The organism is Wohlfahrtiimonas sp. XWW7 (assembly GCF_056716055.1).
The window spans coordinates 1,032,501-1,055,698 of the sequence record NZ_CP168032.1 but is presented as its reverse complement, the minus strand read 5'-3'; the positions used below and the strand labels follow the sequence as shown (position 1 = coordinate 1,055,698).

General features: G+C 39.6%; 20 protein-coding genes and 2 rRNA genes (1 of these 22 only partly in view). 8 read left to right on the top strand and 14 right to left on the bottom strand.

Features of this window, described 5'->3' with window-relative positions; all coding sequences use genetic code 11:
• Positions 1–16: 16 nt before the first annotated feature.
• From ACA100_RS05155 to ACA100_RS05145, 3 genes are all read right to left on the bottom strand, one after another.
• Entirely contained in the window at positions 17–2,515 is a 2,499-nt protein-coding gene (locus tag ACA100_RS05155) for an ABC transporter permease (RefSeq protein WP_481078904.1), read from the bottom strand.
• Entirely contained in the window at positions 2,508–3,194 is a 687-nt protein-coding gene (locus ACA100_RS05150) for an ABC transporter ATP-binding protein (RefSeq protein WP_481078903.1), read from the bottom strand. The genes ACA100_RS05155 and ACA100_RS05150 overlap by 8 nt, the downstream gene beginning before the upstream one ends.
• A gap of 129 nt (positions 3,195–3,323) precedes the next feature.
• Positions 3,324–4,268 (bottom strand): STM4504/CBY_0614 family protein, encoded by a 945-nt coding sequence (locus ACA100_RS05145; RefSeq protein ID WP_481078902.1) that lies wholly within the window; start codon positions 4,266–4,268, stop codon positions 3,324–3,326.
• A gap of 114 nt (positions 4,269–4,382) precedes the next feature.
• Here ACA100_RS05145 and ACA100_RS05140 point away from each other — a divergent pair, with 114 nt between their 5' ends.
• Positions 4,383–4,994, top strand: coding sequence for an arylesterase (locus ACA100_RS05140; RefSeq protein WP_481078901.1), 612 nt, complete (start codon positions 4,383–4,385; stop codon positions 4,992–4,994).
• Here ACA100_RS05140 and ACA100_RS05135 read toward each other — a convergent pair.
• A complete protein-coding gene (locus ACA100_RS05135; RefSeq protein ID WP_481078900.1) occupies positions 4,972–6,594 on the bottom strand; it encodes an NAD(P)-binding protein in 1,623 nt (540 codons plus the stop codon). The two genes, ACA100_RS05140 and ACA100_RS05135, sit on opposite strands and share 23 nt — an antisense overlap.
• A gap of 1 nt (position 6,595) precedes the next feature.
• Positions 6,596–8,110, bottom strand: a complete 1,515-nt coding sequence (locus ACA100_RS05130) for a polyamine aminopropyltransferase (RefSeq protein WP_481079104.1) — start codon at positions 8,108–8,110, stop codon at positions 6,596–6,598.
• A gap of 129 nt (positions 8,111–8,239) precedes the next feature.
• On the opposite strand from ACA100_RS05130, the gene ACA100_RS05125 reads away from it, so the two are divergent.
• The 5 genes from ACA100_RS05125 to speD are packed head-to-tail and all read left to right on the top strand — an operon-like array spanning position 8,240 to position 11,805.
• Positions 8,240–8,638: a DUF350 domain-containing protein gene (locus ACA100_RS05125; protein WP_481078899.1), complete on the top strand. Its 399-nt coding sequence runs from the start codon at positions 8,240–8,242 to the stop codon at positions 8,636–8,638.
• A 36-nt stretch (positions 8,639–8,674) separates the two neighbouring features.
• Complete coding sequence (locus ACA100_RS05120) at positions 8,675–9,694, top strand: SPFH domain-containing protein (RefSeq protein WP_481078898.1); 1,020 nt, start codon at positions 8,675–8,677, stop codon at positions 9,692–9,694.
• Positions 9,695–9,703: 9 nt separating this feature from the next.
• Positions 9,704–11,293, top strand: coding sequence for a DUF4178 domain-containing protein (locus tag ACA100_RS05115; RefSeq protein WP_481078897.1), 1,590 nt, complete (start codon positions 9,704–9,706; stop codon positions 11,291–11,293).
• 11 nt (positions 11,294–11,304) lie between these two features.
• Positions 11,305–11,448 carry a hypothetical protein gene (locus ACA100_RS05110; protein WP_481078896.1) on the top strand — a complete coding sequence of 48 codons (144 nt, stop codon included), beginning with the start codon at positions 11,305–11,307 and terminating at the stop codon, positions 11,446–11,448.
• A complete protein-coding gene (gene speD, locus ACA100_RS05105; protein ID WP_481078895.1) occupies positions 11,449–11,805 on the top strand; it encodes an adenosylmethionine decarboxylase in 357 nt (118 codons plus the stop codon).
• 18 nt (positions 11,806–11,823) lie between these two features.
• Here speD and pcnB read toward each other — a convergent pair whose 3' ends face one another.
• The 6 genes from pcnB to ACA100_RS05075 all read right to left on the bottom strand — a co-directional run bounded on the left by pcnB (position 11,824) and on the right by ACA100_RS05075 (position 18,240).
• Complete coding sequence (gene pcnB, locus ACA100_RS05100) at positions 11,824–13,056, bottom strand: polynucleotide adenylyltransferase PcnB (protein WP_481078894.1); 1,233 nt, start codon at positions 13,054–13,056, stop codon at positions 11,824–11,826.
• Positions 13,057–13,131: 75 nt separating this feature from the next.
• Positions 13,132–13,524, bottom strand: a complete 393-nt coding sequence (rpsI, locus tag ACA100_RS05095; RefSeq protein WP_077926667.1) for a 30S ribosomal protein S9 — start codon at positions 13,522–13,524, stop codon at positions 13,132–13,134.
• A 17-nt stretch (positions 13,525–13,541) separates the two neighbouring features.
• The gene (gene rplM / locus ACA100_RS05090; RefSeq protein ID WP_481078893.1) at positions 13,542–13,970 is read right to left on the bottom strand and encodes a 50S ribosomal protein L13; all 429 of its coding nucleotides are present in this window, start codon (positions 13,968–13,970) and stop codon (positions 13,542–13,544) included.
• A gap of 180 nt (positions 13,971–14,150) precedes the next feature.
• A complete protein-coding gene (locus ACA100_RS05085; RefSeq protein WP_481078892.1) occupies positions 14,151–15,821 on the bottom strand; it encodes a glycerol-3-phosphate dehydrogenase/oxidase in 1,671 nt (556 codons plus the stop codon).
• Between the two features lie 37 nt (positions 15,822–15,858).
• Positions 15,859–17,358: a glycerol kinase GlpK gene (gene glpK, locus ACA100_RS05080; RefSeq protein WP_481078891.1), complete on the bottom strand. Its 1,500-nt coding sequence runs from the start codon at positions 17,356–17,358 to the stop codon at positions 15,859–15,861.
• A 33-nt stretch (positions 17,359–17,391) separates the two neighbouring features.
• Complete coding sequence (locus ACA100_RS05075) at positions 17,392–18,240, bottom strand: MIP/aquaporin family protein (protein ID WP_481078890.1); 849 nt, start codon at positions 18,238–18,240, stop codon at positions 17,392–17,394.
• A 183-nt stretch (positions 18,241–18,423) separates the two neighbouring features.
• Between ACA100_RS05075 and ACA100_RS05070 the strand changes: the two genes are divergently transcribed.
• Entirely contained in the window at positions 18,424–19,275 is an 852-nt protein-coding gene (locus ACA100_RS05070) for an alpha/beta hydrolase (protein ID WP_481078889.1), read from the top strand.
• 2 nt (positions 19,276–19,277) lie between these two features.
• Complete coding sequence (locus ACA100_RS05065) at positions 19,278–19,667, top strand: YchJ family protein (protein WP_481078888.1); 390 nt, start codon at positions 19,278–19,280, stop codon at positions 19,665–19,667.
• Here ACA100_RS05065 and ACA100_RS05060 read toward each other — a convergent pair whose 3' ends face one another.
• The 3 genes from ACA100_RS05060 to ACA100_RS05050 form a co-directional block, all read right to left on the bottom strand.
• Positions 19,668–20,504: a DNA ligase gene (locus ACA100_RS05060; RefSeq protein WP_481078887.1), complete on the bottom strand. Its 837-nt coding sequence runs from the start codon at positions 20,502–20,504 to the stop codon at positions 19,668–19,670.
• Between the two features lie 173 nt (positions 20,505–20,677).
• Positions 20,678–20,793, bottom strand: a 5S ribosomal RNA gene (rrf, locus tag ACA100_RS05055).
• Between the two features lie 117 nt (positions 20,794–20,910).
• Positions 20,911–23,198: ribosomal RNA gene (locus ACA100_RS05050) — 23S ribosomal RNA — on the bottom strand; it runs 621 nt beyond the window's last position.

Here is a 23,198-nt window from a genome sequence, read left to right as displayed (position 1 = left end):
AACCCTCAATGCCACATCATCCGCGCAGTACTAATAGCGGGCTCACCGAGACAACTTTTTTCGTACCCAATATTCCCATGATCGCAATCAACATTGCGCCAATGATGGGTAATAACAACAACCAAGGATGCCATTGCCATTCTAAATTCAAGACAGAACGATACAGTAAGAAGCTAATGAATTCACCGCCGATCATGGCTAATAAGCCCGCCAATCCGCCCATTAATGCAAACTCGATCAATTGGCTTTTGAATAACATTTTTCGATGTGCACCCAAAACTCGTAAAATCGCCCCTTGGCGCAATCGATCACTCAATGTTGCTTGTAAGCCTGCGATTAATACGATCAAACCTGCAATTAAAACAAGGGCCAAAATGTATTCCACCGCTAATGTTACTTGCTGCAAAATGCCATTCAGTTGGTTCACTAAAGCCATTAAATCCAATAGCGTCACTGTTGGGAATTCTCGCGCCAATGTGATCAACTCTTTTTGCATATTCTCTGGCAAATAAAAACTTGTTAAATATGTCACAGGTGCATCTTGAATCGATGTTGGGTCAAAAATCACAAAGAAATTCGGCTGAACAGTATCCCAATTCACTGTACGAATACTGGCAACCTTCGTGCGATAAGTTTCCCCTGCAATCACAAATGTCATTTCATCACCAATCGTAGCATTTAAACCTTTGGCTAAATCTTCTTCTATAGAAACCCCAACATTATTTTCATCCTTTTGCCACCATTGCCCATCAATGATCTTATTTTCACTGGGTAAATCTGCACTCCAAGTTAAATTAAGATCACGATTAATAGAGTTTTTTGCACGCTCATTCTCTAAAGACATTTCACGCACAGAAACGCCATTCACTTCTGTCAATCGCCCTGCAACCATTGGATAAAATGGCGAGATATTGGGCGATAATTCTGCCACTCGATTTTGAAAGTCAACTTTCTCATCTTCTGTGATATTCATGGCAAAATAATTCGGTGCATCATGCGGCAATTGATCTCGCCATGTTTGCAACAACTCGCCACGCAGCATTAACACCAATGCCATTGTCATCAAGATAATACCAAAAGCCACAATCTGCCCCATGGATTTCACTGGATAACGCAATGTTTGCCCCAAAGCCATGCGCCATACAAAGGATGGGCGTGATAATAATTTTCGTAAAAATCTAACAGAAATATAGAGCACAAAACTGAGCAAAGCCACCATCGCAATTGAACCGCCTAACAATGCTAGAGTTAAACTGATGTTTAAACTCAATTGCCACATGATCAAAAATAGCGCAACAAATGCAATACCATAAACCACAAAATTTTTAAGCGGTGTTGGTAATAGATCTTCACGCAATACGCGAAGTGGCGGCGTTCTGCCTAAAGCAGCCAATGGTGGCAATGCAAACCCAATCAGTACTGTAAAACCTGTCGCAATCCCTGCCAATGCGGGTGCAATTCCACCTGATGGTAATTCGGCGCTGATGATATCTTTCAATAATTCAAATAATCCCAACTGCGCCAACCAACCTAATAACGCACCAATGATTGCACCAATTGCACTCACATACAGTAATTCAAAGCCATACAACCAAAGTACTTGCTTTTGTTGCATCCCCAATGAACGCAATAACGCACTCGCATCATAACGATTATTGGCAAACTGATTGGCAGAAAGAGCAATCGCAACACTTGCCAATAAAATTCCCACCAAGCTCGCGAGATTTAAATAATTCTGCGCACGACTCAAAGCACCGCTCACTTGTTCGCTACCATCTGCGATCGTTAATATTTTCTGGTTCGGCTCTAGCGTTTTCTTAAGCTCCACTTGTAACTTTGGAATCACATCTGCATTACCTGCCCATAAATTACGATAAGTGACTCGGCTGCCTTTTTGTATAGCGCCCGTTGCATCTAAATCCGCTCGATTCATCAATGCAAAAGGATTCAAACTATAAAAATTCCCTGCACGATCTGATGCATAAGTGATGATTTTAGTGATCTTTAATGGCAACTTACCAATATCAATAGTATCGCCCACTTTCAGATTCAAACCATATAATAAACGTGATTCAACCCAAACTTCGCCTTGCTTTGGCCCTTCATTCACTGCATATTCCAGCGTTTCTAGATCATCTTGTACTTTCAATTGCCCACGCAAAGGGTAATTGCTATCTGCTGCTTTAACTGCTGTTAACTGTAGATCATCACCATTTAAAATCACAGTGGAAAAATTCACAGTTTTGGCATGATCTAATCCTAAATCTTTCGCTAATTTCAACTGAGCATCGGTTGCATCTTCATTACTTCGCAACACTAAATCAGCGGCTAAAAACTCACCTGCGCGTGCTTCCATTGAGCCATGTAATCGCGCACTGAAATAACCAATTGCTGTGCTGATCATCACTGTGATCAACAAAGCCACAAGCAAAATGCGAAGTTCACCTGCACGAATTTCTCGGATCAATTGTTTAAAAGCTAATCCCGCTAACTGAATCGTGGATAACTTATTCATGATTGAAATCCTGCAACACTAATCGCCCTGCTTCGATCTGAATACGATGCTGACAGCGCTCTGCCAATCGTGCTTCATGCGTCACTAAAACCAATGTTGTTTTCATCTCAAAATTTAATTGAAAGAGTAATTCAATGATGGATTCGCCTGTTTTGGTATCTAAGTTGCCCGTGGGTTCATCGGCAAATAAAATTGTAGGATCCGATGCAAAGGCGCGCGCAATCGCAACGCGCTGCTGTTCACCGCCTGATAATTGTTTAGGATAATGGTGCGTGCGTTCGCCCAAGCCAACGCGCTGCAATAATTCCATCGCGCGCTCTCTTGCGTTCTTTTTGCCTTCCAATTCTAAAGGCAACATGACGTTTTCAACGGCAGTTAAGGATTCTAATAATTGGAATGATTGAAATACAAAGCCAACATGCTCGGCTCTTAATGATGCACGTTCATCTTCACTCATTTGGCTTAATGGCTTGCCTGCCAATAAAATCTCGCCTTCCGTTGGCACATCTAAACCTGCCAATAATCCCAATAACGTGGATTTACCAGAGCCTGAACTACCAATAATGGCAAGGCTATCGCCCTCGTTTAATTGAAATGAAATATCCTGCAAAATTGTTAATTTTTCTGTTGTTTCTACAGCTTTTCCAACATGTTGGGCATCCAAAATTATAGTCGTCATGTATTGTCCAAATGAGTTAAAATTTCAAGGATCAATCATAACATTTTTTGATGCCCACAAAATGGCTGAGGCAAGTTCTATTATTTAAAGTATTGTGGTTGATTATTTAGCAATTAAATACATTTACATTTATAATTTTTCTTCACATTGAGCTAAAAATAATAAATTAGTTGCTGTTAAATGCAATGCATAACTTGCCAAATGTTCAGGAACTTCCCTAACTTCTGTTCCTTGTCCATGTCCTGACTCTCTATTTCTAGTAGTAGGCAATCCACTTTTCAATAAATTTCCTAATGAATCAAATTGGGTTTGCATATATTTAGGTATTAATTCATGGTCAAAACAACTTTGTACAAGCCTTTGAGCAGTATCTTTATCTCTGTTATATTCCCAATTTCGTTTTTCATGAATCGCTTTCAAAAAACTCTCGAATGATTTTAAACAATCATTCAAACTTTCTTTATAGTTTTGGTGGCGATAATGCTCATGAGCGGATAAAAACTCATCATTTGCACCTTGGTACAAGTCATTATTTGCCAAAAATTTTAATACAGGTTTTACAACCTCTGAGTGAATAAATTGAGAATCTACACGAATAATCTCATTTGCTTCAGGTTCAAATTGATAGCCAATTCCATGTTCTTTGAAACGATAATTTAATTCTTGAACCACCTGATTAATATCATTAATAAACTCTTTACCATAATTCCAGCCATACTCCTGAATAAGATGAAGAGAAGATTGTGATAGAAGTTCAATAATATCCAAACATTCTTCTATATTTTTTGTTATTTGTAGATAATTAAAAATTTTCTCATACGTAAATATGGCATTATTTAATGATAAAACCCCATATTCTCTACATAATATTTTATGAATATTCTCATATATATCATTCGTATAAGCGAAAGTTCCTACACACTTTCCAGAATAAAATGATTGTGTTCCAATAATTTCTGTAAATATCAACATCACTTGCCTACGAAATTCAATAGGAAAATCTTTATATTGATAAACATCAGGATATTCACCACGTAATCGTTTTTGGCGTTTTGAATAAATATTAGTAATCATTTTTATACCTTAAAATATTTATAAAATTTTTCGTAATCACACTGCTTAAAGCTTATGTCATATACTATAACCCCTCATATTTTAAATCTCAGGTAATTCATAAAGGTTGACTAAATGTTTATCAAACAACTCAAACTCATTCTAGTTTTATTCATCGCCATTGGCTTTGCGCAAGCACAATCCATTTTAGTTGTGGGCGATAGCATCAGCGCTGGTTTTGGTATGAATCCCAAAGATGGTTGGGTGAATTTATTGGATGAGAAATTGAAGGCCGAAGGTTATCAATATGAAATGGTGAATCGCTCGACTTCAGGCGATACAACAACGAATGGCTTGCGCCGTTTGCCAAGATTATTGGAGCAAGTGAAACCTGAAATTACGATCATAGAACTCGGTGGCAATGATGGCTTGCGTGCAACGCCGCCGAAACAAATCGCCGAAAATTTATCCGCAATGATCGAATTGGCAAAAGCCGCAGATAGCAAAGTTTTATTAGTTGGGATTCAATTGCCACCCAATTATGGTGATGCTTATTTAGAGCGATTTTTAGCGATTTATCCTGAATTGGGTGAAAAACACCAAATCGCCGTTTTACCATCCATTGTGGAAAAAGTGGGCGGTAATAATGATTTGATGCAAGGTGATGGCATCCATCCTAATAAAGATGGACAACCATTAATGATGGAGGCGGTTTGGGAAAAACTTACGCCTTTATTATCCCATTAGCCGCTTGAATGCCCCACCAGCTTGCTTCTTCAAAGATCGAATAGCCTGATAAATCACTGTGAGCAAATAACAATCGTGAGCGATGATTGCGTAAATTCAGCAATCCTTGATTCTGTAAAAAGCCTGGTGTTGGGCTTGCCATTGCATGCCCGCGCACTGTTAAATCCGCATGCACAATGCGATTCACAAATTCACGACCATAGAGTTTTTCTAAATCCTCAGTTGCGAGCATCATCAACTCATCTTGCGTGACTTGATACTGCAACCAATCACGCATTTCATTGGGCGATTTATTTTCCAACACACGATAACTCGTAAATACTGTTCTTTCGGGTCGAATGACAGAAATCTGCTGATGCGTGCTATTGATATAACCCAAAGTTGGCCCTTGATAAACCACATTATCCCAAGCCAATGGATAGGAAACATCTTCTTTCGGGAAGCCATTCAATACAAAATTACCAATCAACCACGGCGCATAATTCGGTAGGTCACGCTTGGCATCAAAACCATAACGCTCGAAATTTTTCACAATGTATTGCGTGATATAAATCGGTGCGGCACAGATTACATTTTTGGCTTTAATACGATATTTTTTCTGATTCAGTAATACATCCACAATCACATGATCATCTTGCTCATCAATGGCAAGTGCACTGCCATCCATTTCATAGCGATAATTGTCTGCCAATTGCTGAGGGAAATTAGCAAGCTTTTCAAAGCCTATCCAATCACGCAATTTCTCAACCAACATGCCTAATCCACCATCCCACGTTAATAACTGATTGCTATCTGTTTCATGTGTTCTTGCTGCAAAATATTGAATCCCTGCCCAAGCGGAAACCGCATCAATGCCTTGCCCATAATCATCCAAGCAGCAGTAGTTCAAATACCACAATAAAGATTCTGATTGATAGCCCTGATCTTTTAACCATATTGAAAATGTGATTTTATCCAATTGCGTGAATGCTTCATCTTGCGATGATAGTGCAATCGGAATCACAAAAGCGCGCTTGCCATCTTTACCGTAACTATTCTGCAATACTTGAATATGCTTAAAAAAGCGTTCACCATCTTTATCCAACTCAGGCAATAACTCAGCTTGCCATTTGTTATTTCTGAATAAACGCTCACTCGGTGCATGAACGACGGCCATTTCATCATATCGTCCATATTTCAATAAGCCTAAATCCGTGAGCATTTCATGAATGTGTGTGGATTCTTTTGTGGGCTCAGCTAAATAATGTGCGCCCGTCGGATAATTTAAGGATTCATAATGACCGCTTCGGCTATTGCCGCTGCGTTCTGGGCCATTCAACAATAAGAATCGATCATGCCCTTGTTTTTTCAATTGCCAAGCTGCTGAAATCGCTGCAACACCGCTGCCCACAATTAGTGTATCCATCTCAATAGGCACGATATTTGGCTCATCTTTTGAAAAAGCATGCTCACGGATCGCATGCCCTAATTCCATCCCTGCAAAATTCACATTGATCGTAGGTTTTGCTGGTGTTCGTGAAAAATAAGTATAGCTACCTAAGCCAATCGTTGCCGTTAAACCAATGCCATTAACGATGAATTGTCGACGATTCCAGCGCATATTAAGGTGTTGCCTTTCGCCAATCTTGCTCAAAGTATTTCACTAAGATTTGCGTATTCAAATGGTTCGCTTCTAAATCTGTTCTCACTGGCATATCGAGCGGAAATTTAAACATTTGCGCTGTAGTTTCTTTATCCAAATAGCGCGTATTCACTTGATAGCTTTCAGGAATCATAAAATTGCCATCACGATTGGCTAAAATATAGCCCCATTCACCAAACGAAGGTACATAAGCATGATAAGGCAATGTTTGTAAGTTCGCTGCTTGCAACGTTTTATTGATGCTACCAAAAGCATGTGGCGCGAAATATGGCGAAGTGGATTGCACTACCATCACGCCATTCGGCGTTAAATGCTGCTTCACTAAGCGATACATTGGCACAGAATAGAGTTTACCTAATGAGAAGTTAGAGGGATCAGGTAGATCGATAATGATCACATCGTATTGCTCTGTTTGTCGCTCTAACCACTTTGCTGCATCTTCATTCACAATCGTGACTTTTTCATTATTCAACGCATTATCATTGAGAATCGTTAACTGAGCCGATGTCTTAAATAGCTCCGTCATTTTGGGATCTAAATCCACCAATGTGATGGATTTCACATCAGGATATTTCAAAACTTCACGCGTTGCTAAACCATCGCCACCGCCCAAAATCAAAACATTTTCAGCTTTGGGTACATTTTCCATCGCTGGTAAAACTAAAGCTTCATGATAACGCGCTTCATCCATCGAAGAAAATTGTAAATTCCCATTGATGAATAAACGCGTATCATCTTTATATTTAGTCAATACTAAGCGCTGATAAGGCGAATTGTATTGATACACAATCGGATCACCAAAGTAATGTTGCTCTGCTCTTTCTGTTAAATCATTGGCAAAGAAAAATGCTGTCAACAATGCAACTAATACGATGTTACCTTTGATCATCAGCTTTTTGTATGTGGGTAATTTCTCACGGAAAACATAGCAAGAAAAAATCGCCACCAATGTATTCAAAATACCAAATAATAATGCACTTCTCGCCATGCCCAATTTTGGTGCTAATACTAATGGAAACAATAATGAAACTGCCAAGGCGCCCATATAGTCAAAGGTTAATACTTTACTGACGAGTTCTTTAAAATCTGTTTTATATTGGTTCATTACGCGCATGACAAGGGGAATTTCCATCCCCACAATTATACCGATGATAAAAACCAATGAATAAACGATCACACGAAAGGGCGCAGAAGATAATCCAAATAGAATAAACAGCAATAATGCACAAATTCCGCCGATCAAACCCACAAGCAATTCAATATCAATGAATCGTGTTAATGCATCTTCATCTTTGATATAGCGCGTTAAATGTGCGCCAATGCCCATCGCAAATAGATAACCACCGATAATGGTGGAAAATTGCAAAATAGAATCGCCCAATAAATAACTGGCCAACGCAGCAATGATGAGTTCATAAGCAAGTCCACAACTTGCCACCACAAAGACAGAGATAATGAGTGTACGATTAAACATTGTTAGAACAGTATAGTTATGATCATTTAAAGTGGACGATATTAACATGATCCCCGTTTTCAAGTGGGATAAAGTCATAAAATATAGTAGAATTCCGTCACTATTATACCAATCCATGAAGGCGACCCAATGAACGAATTAGTCTCGCAATACATTTTATACTTACAATACATCGCTCTTGCTATCGTAATGACAGCTTGTTTTGCAATCACCTATCTCAAAATCACACCTTTAAAAGAGCTACAGCTCATCAAAGAAGGTAATGTTGCATGTGCCATTTCCTTTGGTGGTGCTTTGATCGGTTTTTGTATCACAATCACATCAAGCATGAGCACAACACTTTCTCTATTAAGCTTTTTAATTTGGTCACTATTGGCCACTGTCATTCAGTTGTTGGTTTACTATGTTGCAACGCACGTAATCAAAAAAGCGAGCATTGAATTGGCTAACAACAATATTGCCGTGGGCTGTTTATTTGCAGCATTTTCCATTGCGATCGGTTTAATCAATGGTGCAGCATTAAGCTAATCAAATATTATTTTCACCCTTTAAGGAGAATATAAAATGGGCTTAGGTCGTTTTATTAAAAAGCAATTTATAGATGTTATTCAATGGCCAGATCCTAATCCTGAGCTATTGATGTGGCGTTTCCCGATTGCGGATGAAGAAATCCAAAATGGCGCAGCATTAATTGTGCGCGAATCACAAGTGGCGTTATTTGTGAATGAGGGCAAATTAGCCGATGAATTTACAGCAGGATCATACAAGCTAACCACCAATAACTTGCCTGTATTAACGAACTTAAAAAATTGGGATAAGCTTTTTGAATCACCATTCAAATCGGATGTTTATTTCTTTAATACTCGTCAGCAATTAGCATCTGGCTGGGGAACCGCTCAACCAATCACAATTCGTGATAACGAATTTGGTTTAATCTCTGTGCGTGGTTTTGGTAACTATAGTTATCGCGTGAATGATTCTCGTAAATTCTTCACAGAAGTTGCAGGCATTACAGAAGAGTTCTACAAGTCTCAATTGGATGATCAATTGCGCAACTTATGCATCACAACTTTGTCTACAATTTTGGGCAATAAAAATATTCCCTTCATTGATATGGCGGCAAATTTAACAGAACTATCTAAACTGGTTCAACAATCTTTGCAAACAGCATTTGAAGGATTGGGCTTGCAACTAGAAAGCTTCTTAATCGAAAGCATTACATTGCCACCTGCCTTACAAAAAACTCTAGATGACCGTATTTCTATGGGCATCATTGGCGATTTATCTGCCTATACACAATATCAAATGGCCAATAGCATTCCATTAGCAGCACAAAATGAAGGCGGTGCTGCGGGCGTTGGAATGAGCATGGGCGCAGGCTTAACCATGGGGCAAATGATGGCTGACGCAATGCAGCAAAAGTCTGCCGCAGCTAGCCAACCACAACAACAAGCTGCACCTGCTGACAATAATGATCCAACTGCAAAACTTTCACAGCTGAATGATTTATTGCAAAAAGGATTAATCACTTCTGAAGATTACGACAAAGCTAAAGCCGAAGTTCTGCGTCAACTCATAGGATAATAATAAATTATGGCGACATTTTTCTCAGCAGCGTGCCCAAGTTGTGGTGCTAAGATTGACATTCAGTCACAGACAACATTGATGGTTGCCTGCCCTAAATGTCAATCGAATCTACTATTCAACAATAACAGCTTGGCATTATCTGGTGAACATTCTGCAATTTTAGAGGATTTCAGTGCCATACAAATTGGCTCATCTGGCACCATCAAAAATGAAGCGTTCCAAGTGATCGGACGATTGCAAGTGCAATATCACGATAAAGATGACCAAAAGAAAATTGGTGGTACTTGGAATGAATGGTATATTCAATTTGCTTCTGGGAAAAATGGTTGGCTATCTGACAGTAATGGCAATTATGTCTGTTTAGAAAAATTAGAGCACGACAATACTAAACCTTTACCATTACCCGCTTTTCACGATATCACTGTAGGAAAAGAGATTAAGTTATTGCCAACATCTCATTCTTACTATGCATGTGATATTCGCGAAGCAGTTTTATTGCAAAATGCTGTACAAGGGGAACTGCCATTCATTCCTAAAAAAAATGAAGCCATTCGTGTTGTGGATGCTCGTTCAGAAGAACGATTCATCACTGTTGATTATTCAAACACTAAAGAGATAGAGATATTTACAGGCTTTGCTGTAGATTTTCATCGACTTGCTTGGCAAAATCTCCGTACAGAACGAGAAATCCAAGAAACTTCAGGGGAATTAAAAGGCGCAACACAAGAGAGTAAATGCCCAAATTGTGGCGGCAATATTCAATGGATCACAGGCGTTACGGAAAATGTTAACTGCCGTTATTGCGGCTCTGAAATCGCCATCAATGATAATGTTGCTCAATTGCTCAAAGCTCATAATATTCGTTCCATTCAAAAGCAAGCCATGGCTTTAGAGATCGGACAAAAAGCTAAAATTGATAATAAAGAATGGACTGTAATCGGTATGATGTGCCAATCAGAGTTAGATGGTGATCAAACTCAATTAGCCATTCAAAACAAATTGAAAAAAGATTTTGTCCAATTTACGCATGAACAATGGCATGAATATTTACTGTTCTCTTTCCCTGATCAATTTATGTGGCTAGTACAAAGTGGCCCCAATGATTGGGCTGTTGCGACAACACAAAATATATGGCCGAAAATTGGGCATGATATGCGCCCAATTCACCGCACAGGACAACAGTTGCCTCGCTTATATAATTATGGCGGCCGTGTAAGATTTGCCATCGGTTCATTCTATTATCAAGTCAGCCCTGGTGATATGACTTATTATGTGGATTATGGTCGCGAAGATCAAAAATTATCCATGGAAGTCACCGCAAATGAAATGAGCTGGAGCCGAGCAACAAGCATTTCCAATAAGCGTTTGAATGAATGGTTTAAAGATTCTGGTGGCATTAAAAATGTTTCAACGAGCGCCCCTTCTTCTCTCGTTGCAAATACTATTAAACATCAACCGACAAAAAATACAGCAACGCTATTTTTTATTATCTTCTTAGTGATTAATATTCCTGTATTTTTAATGGATGCACAGCAATTTATTATCTCCGCCATTATTGTGGGCGTGTTATTACATTCTGTTGCTAATAACGATTAAGGAACGTAACAATGAAGACTTTTTATACTTGGTATGCCGTGATCGTCATCACTATTGCAACTATTGTTAACTATACATCTTTGGATAGTAATCGCAGTTACTCTTCTGGGGGATATAGTTCTTATGGCTCATCATCTGGCGGATGGCACAAATAAATGGCAACTGAATACCATGCTTATGGCCAGCACGTGATCTTAGATATTTATGGCGTTGCAGATCTACTCACCAAACCACAAACAATTGAAAAAATTATGTTAGACGTTGCAAAACAATTAAATGCAACGGTCATACAATCGCATTTTCATCATTTTGGAGTAGATCAAGGTGTCACGGGCGTTTTACTTCTCGCTGAATCTCATATGAGCATTCATACTTGGCCAGAAACAGGTTTTGCAGCCATTGATATCTTTATGTGCGGCGATGTCATCATGGATGAAGCCATCCAGCTATTTATTCAAGAATTTACCCCAACGCAATATGATGTCAAAATCATTCATCGGGGTAAATCTTAATCACTTTCACTCAAAATATTATTGCTGAGAATGATTATTCTTTTCCCAAGCTTTCTTCCAAAAATCAGCTGAATCCACAATTTCCTCTGACTCATAAGCATCTTTACGCAATAATAAAAAGTCATACGCAGCTTTAAATCTTGGATGATGCATAATTTTACCAATACCGCCTTTTTGCTTTCTTGCCTTCACGCTCGTTAAACGGAATTGATATTTCCATAAATCTGAAATTTGCGAAGAAATACGCTTTGGAATCATCGTGTAATCTTGCTGTCTACGCAAGATTTTATCGGCCGCAATGGTACTAGCATCATGTGGAGAGAATCGATCTGATACAAGCACATGATATTCATCCAAGAATGGCTCCCACAATAATGCAGCATAAAGAAAGTACGAAGATGCACCCAAACCATCATTGATGCGATTATCTGAATTATTCAATGCAGAAATCAACAAATGCTCTTTCGGATCACCCAATTCAATTAATGCACGTTCCGTTTGCGGAAAAATCTGTCCAAATAAACGGTAATGACGCAATTGATGATAAATAGCATTGCCCTGCCCATTCAGCAATAATTTGATCACTTCATCGAACATTCTCGCAGGTGATACAGTTTGCAATAGATGACTCATTTCGTGAATTGCATTCACTAAATCTTGTGGCAATGCAAAACCTAGCTTGACTTCAAATCGAACAGCACGCAACATGCGCACTGGATCTTCACGAAAACGTCGATCAGGTTCACCAATCAGTTTTAACTGGCCTGATTTCAGATCTTCAAAACCATTTGTGTAATCCACAATGATATTCTGAATCGGATCATAATAAAGAGCATTTAATGTAAAATCACGACGCAAAGCATCATCTTCCACAGAGCCATAAACATTATCGCGCACCAAAAATCCATCATCATCCACTTTACGATCTTGCGTAGGATGATCATTATTGGATTCTGCTCTAAAGGTCGCAACTTCAATCACATCACGACCAAAGAGAATATGAGCTAAACGAAATCGTCTACCAACTAAACGACAATTTCTAAAAAGTCGCTTAATTTGTTCTGGATGTGCATTCGTCGCAATATCAAAATCTTTTGGGGATTTATTCAATAATAAATCACGCACAGCACCACCAACGATGTAGGCTTCATAACCTGCATCCGTCAATGTATTGATCACTTGCAATGCATTTTTTGAGATCTGCCTAGATGTTAAAGCATGATCTTTTGAGGTATATATTTTCTTATTCACACTGAATACTAAATCTATAAAAAGAAAGCCTTTCTGTAGCAGAAAGGCTTGTAGTGTTGTAGAACTGTAAAACGATTAACGTTTTGAGAACTGTGTTGCACGACGAGCTTTGCGTAAGCCAACTTTCTTACGTTCAACTTCACGAGCATCACGAGTTACATAACCAGCTTTACGCAATGGTGAGCGATTAACTTCATCATATTCGATCAATGCACGAGTTAAACCGTGACGAATTGCACCAGCTTGGCCAGATTGACCACCGCCAGAAACAGTTACATATACATCGAATTGCTCTGTTGCTTCCAACAACTCTAATGGCTGACGAACAACCATACATGCTGTTTTACGGCCGAAGTATTCGTCTAATGGTTTACCATTGATAACGATGCTTCCTGTACCTTTACGCAAGAAAACGCGAGCTGCTGAGGTCTTTCTACGACCTGTACCATAATTTTGGTTCACTGCCATGATTTATCTTCCTTAAATTAAAAGTCTAAAACTTTAGGTTGCTGTGCAGCATGAGTATGTTCAGGACCTACAACGATCTTTAGTTTACGGAACATATCTCTACCTAAAACGTTCTTAGGCAACATACCTTTAACAGCGAATTCTAAAACACGCTCAGGATTGCTTTCTAACATTTTCTCTAAAGAAGTTTGTCTTAAGTGACCAACATAGCCTGTATGCTTGTAATAAACTTTTTGCTTCAATTTATTACCAGTTACACGTACTTTTTCAGCATTCACAACAATAATATAATCGCCTGTATCAACATGCGGTGTATATTCTGCTTTATGTTTGCCACGTAAACGTTTTGCAACTTCAGTTGCTAAACGACCAAGTGTTTTGCCTTCTGCATCAATCACATACCATTCGCGAACAACGTCAGCAGGTTTTGCACTAAATGTTTTCATTGAAAACTCCAAAAAATAAATAATCTCTAACTAAAAGCTATCTTATTGTTGCCCCAAGATGAAAGAGCCGTAGCTCTCATCCCGTTCACCTCAAAGCTTTTCTAAAAGACAACCACCGTTAGGGGTCGCTGGTAAACGATCGCACTATTCTACTTAAATTGGGGGATATTTCAAGCCTTATTACTGTTTTTCATCAGGAAAATCTGTCGCAAACTTAAAGGTTTGCTCTACATCAGCTGTCATACGGCCGATTGTTTCAGAATCCCAATCAAAATATTTTGCCATATAATCAATAACGCCAGTTTTTTCTCTCATCGCTTCTGCGATATTAAAGAATAAATGACCTGTACGACGAATCAAAAAGTCACATGGCGTCATCACACATTCATAATTTAAAGCATACCATAATCGCAATTGCGTTAATCGACTCAAAGCCTCTGTATCATCCACAGGGTTTGCTTTAAACTCATCAAACATGACTTGAGCATTTGTACCGTAAAACTGTGCTAAAAAAGCTGCTTCTGACTGCGACAAACCAATAGATTCACCAACTTTCGCTTGTGATTGAATGAATGCATAAAATTTATCAGAACCGCCAACATCGCCGCCTGAAACGGGCTGTGTTTTTGTCATACATGGTTTAAATTGTAAACTGAAGTCTCGCTGAAAAATGCTCGCCAACTTATCCACAATTTCTTCTGCCATGTGGCGATAACCTGTTAACTTTCCGCCCGCAATCGTCAATAAGCCTGTTTCTGATTCCCATATTTCATCTTTACGAGAAATCTCAGATGGACTTTTACCTTCTTCCCAAATCAGTGGACGAATTCCTGCCCAAGATGATTCAATTTTATCAGCTGTCAACTGAACGGTTGGGAACATATAATTCACAGCAGCAATGATGTAATCACGATCAGCTTTAGTTGCAACTGGATTTTCTTTACCTTCCTCATAGACGGTATCTGTTGTGCCAATATATGTTTTACCATTGCGTGGCACAGCGAAAATCATGCGCTTATCTTTTTCTGTATCAAAGTAAACAGCTTGCTTCAATGGAAAGTGAGTTTGATCCACAACTAAGTGAATCCCTTTTGTTAAACGAAGATGTTTATTGTTAGGTGTTGCTTTATCTTTTTTACGATTTTCATCCACCCAAGGACCCGTTGCATTGACAACCTTCTTAGCCTTGATCTGAAATTCAGAACCAGTCGGCAGATCCTTAACATCCATACCGATGATTTGGTTTTTATCATCGTAGATAAAGCTATCACCTTTTGCATAATTCAATACAGTTGCACCAAATTCTACAGCCTTTTTCATCACTTCGATGGTTAAACGTGCATCATCGGTGCGATATTCCACATAATACCCAGCTCCTACTAAACCTTCTTGGCGAACCAATGGTGCTTTTTGAATCGTTTGTTCACGATTAAGCATGCTTTTTTGCTCATCTTTTTTGACACCTGCCAAAAGATCATAAACCTTCAAACCAATGGATGTTGAGAATGGTCCAAATGTACCACCACGATGCATTGGTAATAACATCCATTCTGGCGTTGTCACATGCGGACCATTTTCATAAACAACAGCGCGTTCACGCCCTGAATGCATGACAACGCCCACCTGTAACTGCTTCAAATAACGCAATCCACCATGAATTAATTTTGTGGAACGGCTACTTGTACCTGCAGCAAAATCTTGCATTTCAATCAATGCAACCTTCATGCCTCTTTTTGAGGCATCCAGAGCAATTCCAGCGCCCGTTATTCCGCCACCAATGACCAAGACATCATAAGTATCGCTTTGAAGTTTTTGAATGGTATCTTGACGCTTCATTCCTGAAAATGTCATGAATTGCTCCTTCATCTAAAAATAACAACAGTGTCCATTATATATTTGGTTTGAATGCCTGTGTTGCTTTAATTGCACATTCCCAACCATGATATAACTTCGCACGCTCATCTTCTGCCATTTTTGGCGTATACTTTTGATCTAATGACCAATTTTGTTGAATTTCTTCTTGTGATTCCCAATAACCTGTCGCTAAACCTGCTAAATAAGCGGCACCCAAAGCAGTTGTCTCATTGATTTGTGGTCGATCCACTTCCACACCCAAAATATCTGACTGGAACTGCATTAAGAAATTATTCATTGCAGCACCACCATCCACACGCAATGCAGTCAAATTCAATCCCGAATCTTTCTCCATTGCTTGTAATACATCACGTGACTGATAAGCAATGGCTTCTAAAGTCGCTCGCACAAAATGCTCTTTTTGTGTGCCTCGAGTTAAACCAAAAATCGCACCACGTGCTTCAGAATCCCAGTAAGGCGTGCCTAAACCAACAAAAGCTGGTACAACATAAACACCTTCAGCAGAAGCTACGCGGCTCGCATAATCCTCTGATAACTTAGCATGCTGAAACATACGCAGACCATCACGCAACCACTGAATAGCAGAGCCTGCCACAAAGATAGAGCCTTCGAGTGCATATTCCACTTTGCCATTAATGCCCCATGCTAATGTTGTCAGCAAACCACTTTGGGATTTAACTTGCTTTGCTCCCGTGTTCATCAGCATGAAACAACCTGTACCATAAGTATTTTTTGCCATGCCTTCTTTAAAGCATGCTTGACCAAACAGCGCAGCTTGTTGGTCGCCAGCGGCACCTGAAATTGTGACTTCTCGTCCTAAAAAGTTTTGAGCCATGGTTGTACCATAAACCTCAGAAGAAGAACAAACTTTCGGTAACATTGCAGCAGGCACACCTAAAATGCTCAACAATTCTTCATCCCATTTTAGATCATAAATGTTATACATTAATGTCCTACTGGCATTAGAGTAATCTGTCACATGTGCCTCTCCACCTGTTAATTTCCAAATTAACCAAGTATCGATCGTGCCGAATAGTAGTTCACCTTTTTCAGCACGACTTCTTGCACCTTCCACATGATCCAAAATCCAAGCAACTTTAGTGCCCGAGAAATATGGATCTAACAATAATCCTGTTTTATCTTTAAACAACTGCTCATGCCCTGCTTTCTTGAGCTCATTACAAATTTTATCCGTTTGTCGAGATTGCCAAACTAAAGCATTATAAATAGGTAAACCTGTCTCTTTATCCCAAACAACAGTTGTTTCACGTTGATTAGTGATGCCAATCGTTGCGATCTGTTCTGGGCTTAAATTATTCTCTGTCAGTACTTCTGTCACAACAGATAATACCGACGACCAAATTTCAGTTGGATCATGTTCAACCCAACCTGGATGCGGGAAAATTTGGCGAAATTCTCTCTGCGCAACACCTTTGATATTCCCTGCTTTATCAAAAATAATTGCTCGAGTGCTCGTTGTGCCTTGATCAATAGCCATCACAAATTTTTGCATACAAACTCCTTAAATCTTTCCGTAATTATTCATTTAATGATTCTCTGAACCTACTTCTAATGCACGTTTTTCTGCCTGTTTACGACGACCATAACGCAACAAATAAAAGCACAATACACCACCAATGCTTAACCAGACAATGCTACCAAAAATACTCATTGTATTACCTGCACCTGAACGATAAAAAAGCCCGTAAAGTGCAGTACCAATAATCGTTCCAACCATCGGCCCTAAAATAGGCACAAATGCATAACGCCAATTGGAATCAGTTTTGCCTGCGATTGGCATTAAAGCATGCATGATTCTAGGACCTAAATCACGCGCAGGATTAATTGCATAACCTGTTGTACCACCTAAGCTTAAACCAATGGCCATAATTAAGAAACCGACAACAACAGGCTGCAAACCTCCTGTAAATTCATTAATTCCAATGAATAAAATTGCAAAAATAAGCACTGCTGTACCTAAGATTTCTGAAACTAAATTAGAGGGATAATCTTCTATTGCTGGTGTTGTACAGAATATATCTCGCTTAGCAATGGCATTTTCTGTCACTGCAAAATGTGGTTTAAAATGCGTCCAAACAAGGAAAGCACCAAGCATTGCACCCAACATTTGAGCGATGATATAACCTAGCACATACATCCATGGAAATTTATTGGCAATTGCTAATCCAACCGTTACAGCTGGATTTAAATGCCCACCACTATATTTTCCAACTGCAAAAACTGCCAACATGACAGCGAATCCCCAGCCCATAATGACGACAATCCATCCTCCGCCCGCAGCTTTCGATTTATTCAATACAACATTCGCGACAACACCGCCACCGAAGAGAATCATAATGGCAGTTCCAATAAATTCAGCAATAAAACTAGGCATAAAACCTCCGTGTCTTTGATAGATTTTTAGAATATTAATGCAGATTGGATTAATTATGTTTATTAGGCTTATATATTATATTTATAACACGATCACCATAATTCACAAATAATTGTGTCCAAACTTTATAATTAGGATCATCTTAATTATCATAAAGGTTCAAATATTTTCGGATCGTATCACGTGAACACAATTTATACTTATGACATCTTCAAAGAAATTGAACTCAAAGCAGAATATCGGCCTAGTAAATATTCAAGTAACAAGCCTACATTGCTTTATATCCATGGTGGCGGTTTTATTTTAGGTGAACGTTACGATCTACCTGAGATTTATATCAACATGCTCAATGATGCAGGATACAATTTATTACTATTGGATTATCCATTAGCACCAGAAGCCGAACTCTCTGAGATTCATCAATGTTTAGCCAATGCATTAATATGGTTTCAAACACATTATCATGACATTCTTAAACTAAAATCATCAGAATATTATCTGTTTGGACGATCTGCGGGAGCTTATTTAGCATTATTACTCTCTGCTAAAAATCCATCACCACAACAACAAGGTATCATTGCATTTTATGGTTATTATTCAATGCTAGCCGATGCATTTATGAAACCAAGCGATTATTACTTACAGTTTCCAAAGCATAACTACATGGAACTATATGATCTAATTGATCAAGGAATTCTTACAACAGCATCCGTCAAATCACGTTATCCACTCTATATTAATTACCGACAAACAGGTGAATGGCTATCTAAAATATTACCCGATCGATCTTTATGGGAATATTACAGTTTGACAGATCAAGAAATATCCAAATTACCTAGGACATTTCTAACTGCAAGCAATACAGATAAAGATGTACCATATGAATCTTCTGTACATTTATCCAATACTATTCCTGACAATGAGTTCCATCCCGTACAAAATCAATATCATGATTTTGATCGTGATTTTAACAATGCCATTGCCATTAACATCTATCAATCATTAATCCATTGGTTGAATCAACACAAAGCTTAATTATGACATCTATATCTTGCCCTTGTAATCCTAAAACACAGTATCACATGTGTTGTGAACCTTATCACTTAAAAGAAAAATATCCTGAAAATCAGGAAATATTAATGCGAAGTCGATATAGTGCTTATGTATTAAAAAATATTGATTATCTAAAATTCACTTGGCACAGTACAACCTGCCCCGATGATTTTGGGGATATGGATGCAATTAAATGGTTAGGATTAAAAATCAATAAAGTTGATCAAAATCCAAAAAATCATGAGTATTTCGTAGAATTCATCGCAAGATACAAAGATAGCACTCAAAATGGTAAAGCTGATAAAATTCATGAACTCAGCCGATTCATCTATGAAAATGAACGCTTAGTTTATGTGGATGGTGAGTTTTTGTAATCACTCTATCGCTGGGTTTCTCATGCGCTTAAATCGAGCAAAACGTGGTTTACCATGATTTGTTAAACCATTATGAATAAATGCAATTGTTTCACCTACTTTTGGTGGGTTAGCTCGCATTTCATCTGTTAATCCTGAGCCGACATTAATAATCATGCCATCTTCCAGTTCAACAACCAATGCGCCAACCATTCCTGTGTACTTACCTTTGCCAGGTTTATAGCCAATAATGATACCTTTGCCTTCATCATGCTTTTTGACTTTCAGTAAATGATTTACTCGGCCAGAGCCATAATATGCATCCTCATGATGTAGCATTAAACCTTCTCCCCTTAATGCTACAACATTCTCTAACAATTTATTAAGAGCCTCTTTATTCTGAACTCTTTGCTGAGGAATCATTTTTACATGTTTAAGATTGAGCGCATTAATGTGATTCTCCATATATTCAACACGCTCTTTAAAAGGCTTATTAATATTGGGCATATCAAAAATCATATAACTAACTTTGTGCCAATCATCCTGATTCTCTGTACTATTTAATATTGGAATAATTTCTGAAAATTGATCTCGCCCCAACCATAATTCACCATCTAAGGGTTGATCACCCAAATTTTGAATGAACCATTCAGGAGGATTATAAGCGTAACCCGTTTTGCTTTTTAATACTTTCCCATCCCAATAACCACGAAAACCATCGAGTTTCTCACTTACAAAATATTGTGAAAGCTCTATTTCCATATCTTGATGGTAATATTTACCATGCTGTAATGAATCTGAAAAAGTAGGCACACATAACAAACAAAAATTGAGTAAATACAATATAAATAATCGCATAATCGAAAACCCTAAGTATTAAACAAGATTTATTTTTACATATATTTACAGTTATATAAAATATATTATTCTTATGATCTTATATCTCAATCAACACTTTTAATTATCTTTGCTATTTTCTTTCTTTTACACAAAGAAAAAGCCCACTCAATGAGTGGGCTATTCATGTTAGACCCTGGAGATGACCTACTTTCACATGGGGAGGCCCCACACTATCATCGGCGCAGCTACGTTTCACTTCTGAGTTCGGAATGGATTCAGGTGGTACCATAGCGCTATTGTCTCCAGGAAAACTGGTGGTTGGATGTTATTATCAACACCGCAACAGCATTCTTTGGTTTAGTTGGTTAGCTTTCGCTTGCGTCGTATATCGACATTATTGTGTTACAATTCTGAGACCTATTATATGGTCAAGCCTCACGGGTCATTAGTATTGGTTAGCTCAATGCATTACTGCACTTACACACCCAACCTATCAACGTCGTAGTCTCCGACGGACCTTTAGAGAGGTTAAACCTCTAGGGAAATCTAATCTTAGGGTGGGCTTCCCGCTTAGATGCTTTCAGCGGTTATCCCGTCCGTATTTAGCTACCCGGCAATGCCATTGGCATGACAACCGGAACACCAGAGATACGTCCACTTCGGTCCTCTCGTACTAGAAGAAGCTCCCTTCAAATTTCCAACGCCCACGGCAGATAGGGACCGAACTGTCTCACGACGTTCTGAACCCAACTCGCGTACCACTTTAAATGGCGAACAGCCATACCCTTGGGACCGACTACAGCCCCAGGATGTGATGAGTCGACATCGAGGTGCCAAACTCCGCCGTCGATATGGACTCTTGGGCGGAATCAGCCTGTTATCCCCGGAGTACCTTTTATCCGTTGAGCGATGGCCTTTCCATACAGAACCACCGGATCACTAAAACCTACTTTCGTACCTGCTCGACTTGTCTGTCTCGCAGTCAAGCACCCTTATGCTTTTGCACTCAAAAGCGCGATTTCCGACCGCGCTGAGGGTACCTTCGCACTCCTCCGTTACTCTTTCGGAGGAGACCGCCCCAGTCAAACTACCCACCATGCAATGTCCCCGATCCAGATAATGGACCTAGGTTAGAATTTCAAATATTTCAGGGTGGTATTTCAAGGATGGCTCCACTCAAACTGGCGTCTGAGTTTCAAAGCCTCCCACCTATCCTACACAAAAAGATTCAAAATCCACTGCAAAGCTATAGTAAAGGTTCACGGGGTCTTTCCGTCTTGCCGCGGGTACACCGCATCTTCACGGTGATTTCAATTTCACTGAGTCTCGGGTGGAGACAGTGTGGCCATCATTACGCCATTCGTGCAGGTCGGAACTTACCCGACAAGGAATTTCGCTACCTTAGGACCGTTATAGTTACGGCCGCCGTTTACTGGGGCTTCGATCAAGAGCTTCGCGTTACCGCTAACCCCATCAATTAACCTTCCAGCACCGGGCAGGCGTCAGACCCTATACTTCCACTTTCGTGTTTGCAGAGTCCTGTGTTTTTGATAAACAGTTGCAGCCACCTTTTCACTGCGGCCCTCTCAAGCTTACTGCGTAAAGCATTCACCTAAAAGGGCGTACCTTCTCCCGAAGTTACGGTACAATTTTGCCGAGTTCCTTCACCCGAGTTCTCTCAAGCACCTTAGAATTCTCATCCCGACCACCAGTGTTGGTTTGGGGTACGGTTTCTATATAACTGAAGCTTAGAAGTTTTTCTTGGAAGCATAGCATCAACTACTTCGGAGTCCGTAGACTCACCGTCATCACATCTCGGTATTAAGATCCCGGATTTGCCTAAGATCTCTACCTACTTGCTTAAACTGGGATAACCGTCACCCAGCTAGTTTAGCTTTCTCCGTCCCTCCATCGCATTATATAGAAGTTCAGGAATATTAACCTGATTCCCATCGACTACGCATCTCTGCCTCGCCTTAGGGGCCGACTCACCCTGCTCCGATTAACGTTGAACAGGAAACCTTGGTCTTTCGGTGTGGGAGTCTTTCACTCCCATTAACGTTACTCATGTCAGCATTCGCACTTCTGATACCTCCAGAATCTCTCACGAGTATTCCTTCTCCGGCGTACAGAACGCTCCCCTACCACTTAATATCTAAATATTAAATCCGCAGCTTCGGTATATCGCTTAAGCCCCGTTGAATCTTCCGCGCAGGCCGACTCGACTAGTGAGCTATTACGCTTTCTTTAAATGATGGCTGCTTCTAAGCCAACATCCTAGCTGTCTATGCCTTCCCACATCGTTTACCACTGAGCGATAATTTAGGGACCTTAGCTGGCGGTCTGGGTTGTTTCCCTCTTCACAACGGACGTTAGCACCCGCTGTGTGTCTCCCATGATTGCACTTTCTGGTATTCGGAGTTTGCATCGGGTTGGTAAGTCGGGATGACCCCCTAGCCGAAACAGTGCTCTACCCCCAGAAGTGATACATGAGGCGCTACCTAAATAGCTTTCGGGGAGAACCAGCTATCTCCAAGCTTGATTAGCCTTTCACTCCGATCCACAGCTCATCCCCATCTATTGCAACAGATGTGGGTTCGGCCCTCCGGTCAGTGTTACCTAACTTTCAGCCTGGCCATGGATAGATCGCCTGGTTTCGGGTCTACACCCTGCGACTAATTCGCCCTATTAAGACTCGGTTTCCCTATGCCT

Bases quoted from the DNA above. Each gene is read 5' to 3' on its own strand.
- ACA100_RS05125 (WP_481078899.1), top strand. From the start codon at position 8,240: ATGAACGAATTAGTCTCGCAATACATTTTATACTTACAATACATCGCT.
- ACA100_RS05150 (WP_481078903.1), bottom strand. From the start codon at position 3,194: ATGACGACTATAATTTTGGATGCCCAACATGTTGGAAAAGCTGTAGAA.
- ACA100_RS05115 (WP_481078897.1), top strand. From the start codon at position 9,704: ATGGCGACATTTTTCTCAGCAGCGTGCCCAAGTTGTGGTGCTAAGATT.
- ACA100_RS05145 (WP_481078902.1), bottom strand. From the start codon at position 4,268: ATGATTACTAATATTTATTCAAAACGCCAAAAACGATTACGTGGTGAA.
- ACA100_RS05065 (WP_481078888.1), top strand. From the start codon at position 19,278: ATGACATCTATATCTTGCCCTTGTAATCCTAAAACACAGTATCACATG.
- ACA100_RS05130 (WP_481079104.1), bottom strand. From the start codon at position 8,110: ATGTTTAATCGTACACTCATTATCTCTGTCTTTGTGGTGGCAAGTTGT.
- rpsI (WP_077926667.1), bottom strand. From the start codon at position 13,524: ATGGCAGTGAACCAAAATTATGGTACAGGTCGTAGAAAGACCTCAGCA.
- ACA100_RS05060 (WP_481078887.1), bottom strand. From the start codon at position 20,504: ATGCGATTATTTATATTGTATTTACTCAATTTTTGTTTGTTATGTGTG.
- ACA100_RS05155 (WP_481078904.1), bottom strand. From the start codon at position 2,515: ATGAATAAGTTATCCACGATTCAGTTAGCGGGATTAGCTTTTAAACAA.
- speD (WP_481078895.1), top strand. From the start codon at position 11,449: ATGGCAACTGAATACCATGCTTATGGCCAGCACGTGATCTTAGATATT.
- rplM (WP_481078893.1), bottom strand. From the start codon at position 13,970: ATGAAAACATTTAGTGCAAAACCTGCTGACGTTGTTCGCGAATGGTAT.
- ACA100_RS05075 (WP_481078890.1), bottom strand. From the start codon at position 18,240: ATGCCTAGTTTTATTGCTGAATTTATTGGAACTGCCATTATGATTCTC.
- glpK (WP_481078891.1), bottom strand. From the start codon at position 17,358: ATGCAAAAATTTGTGATGGCTATTGATCAAGGCACAACGAGCACTCGA.
- ACA100_RS05140 (WP_481078901.1), top strand. From the start codon at position 4,383: ATGTTTATCAAACAACTCAAACTCATTCTAGTTTTATTCATCGCCATT.
- ACA100_RS05110 (WP_481078896.1), top strand. From the start codon at position 11,305: ATGAAGACTTTTTATACTTGGTATGCCGTGATCGTCATCACTATTGCA.
- ACA100_RS05085 (WP_481078892.1), bottom strand. From the start codon at position 15,821: ATGACATTTTCAGGAATGAAGCGTCAAGATACCATTCAAAAACTTCAA.
- ACA100_RS05120 (WP_481078898.1), top strand. From the start codon at position 8,675: ATGGGCTTAGGTCGTTTTATTAAAAAGCAATTTATAGATGTTATTCAA.
- ACA100_RS05135 (WP_481078900.1), bottom strand. From the start codon at position 6,594: ATGCGCTGGAATCGTCGACAATTCATCGTTAATGGCATTGGTTTAACG.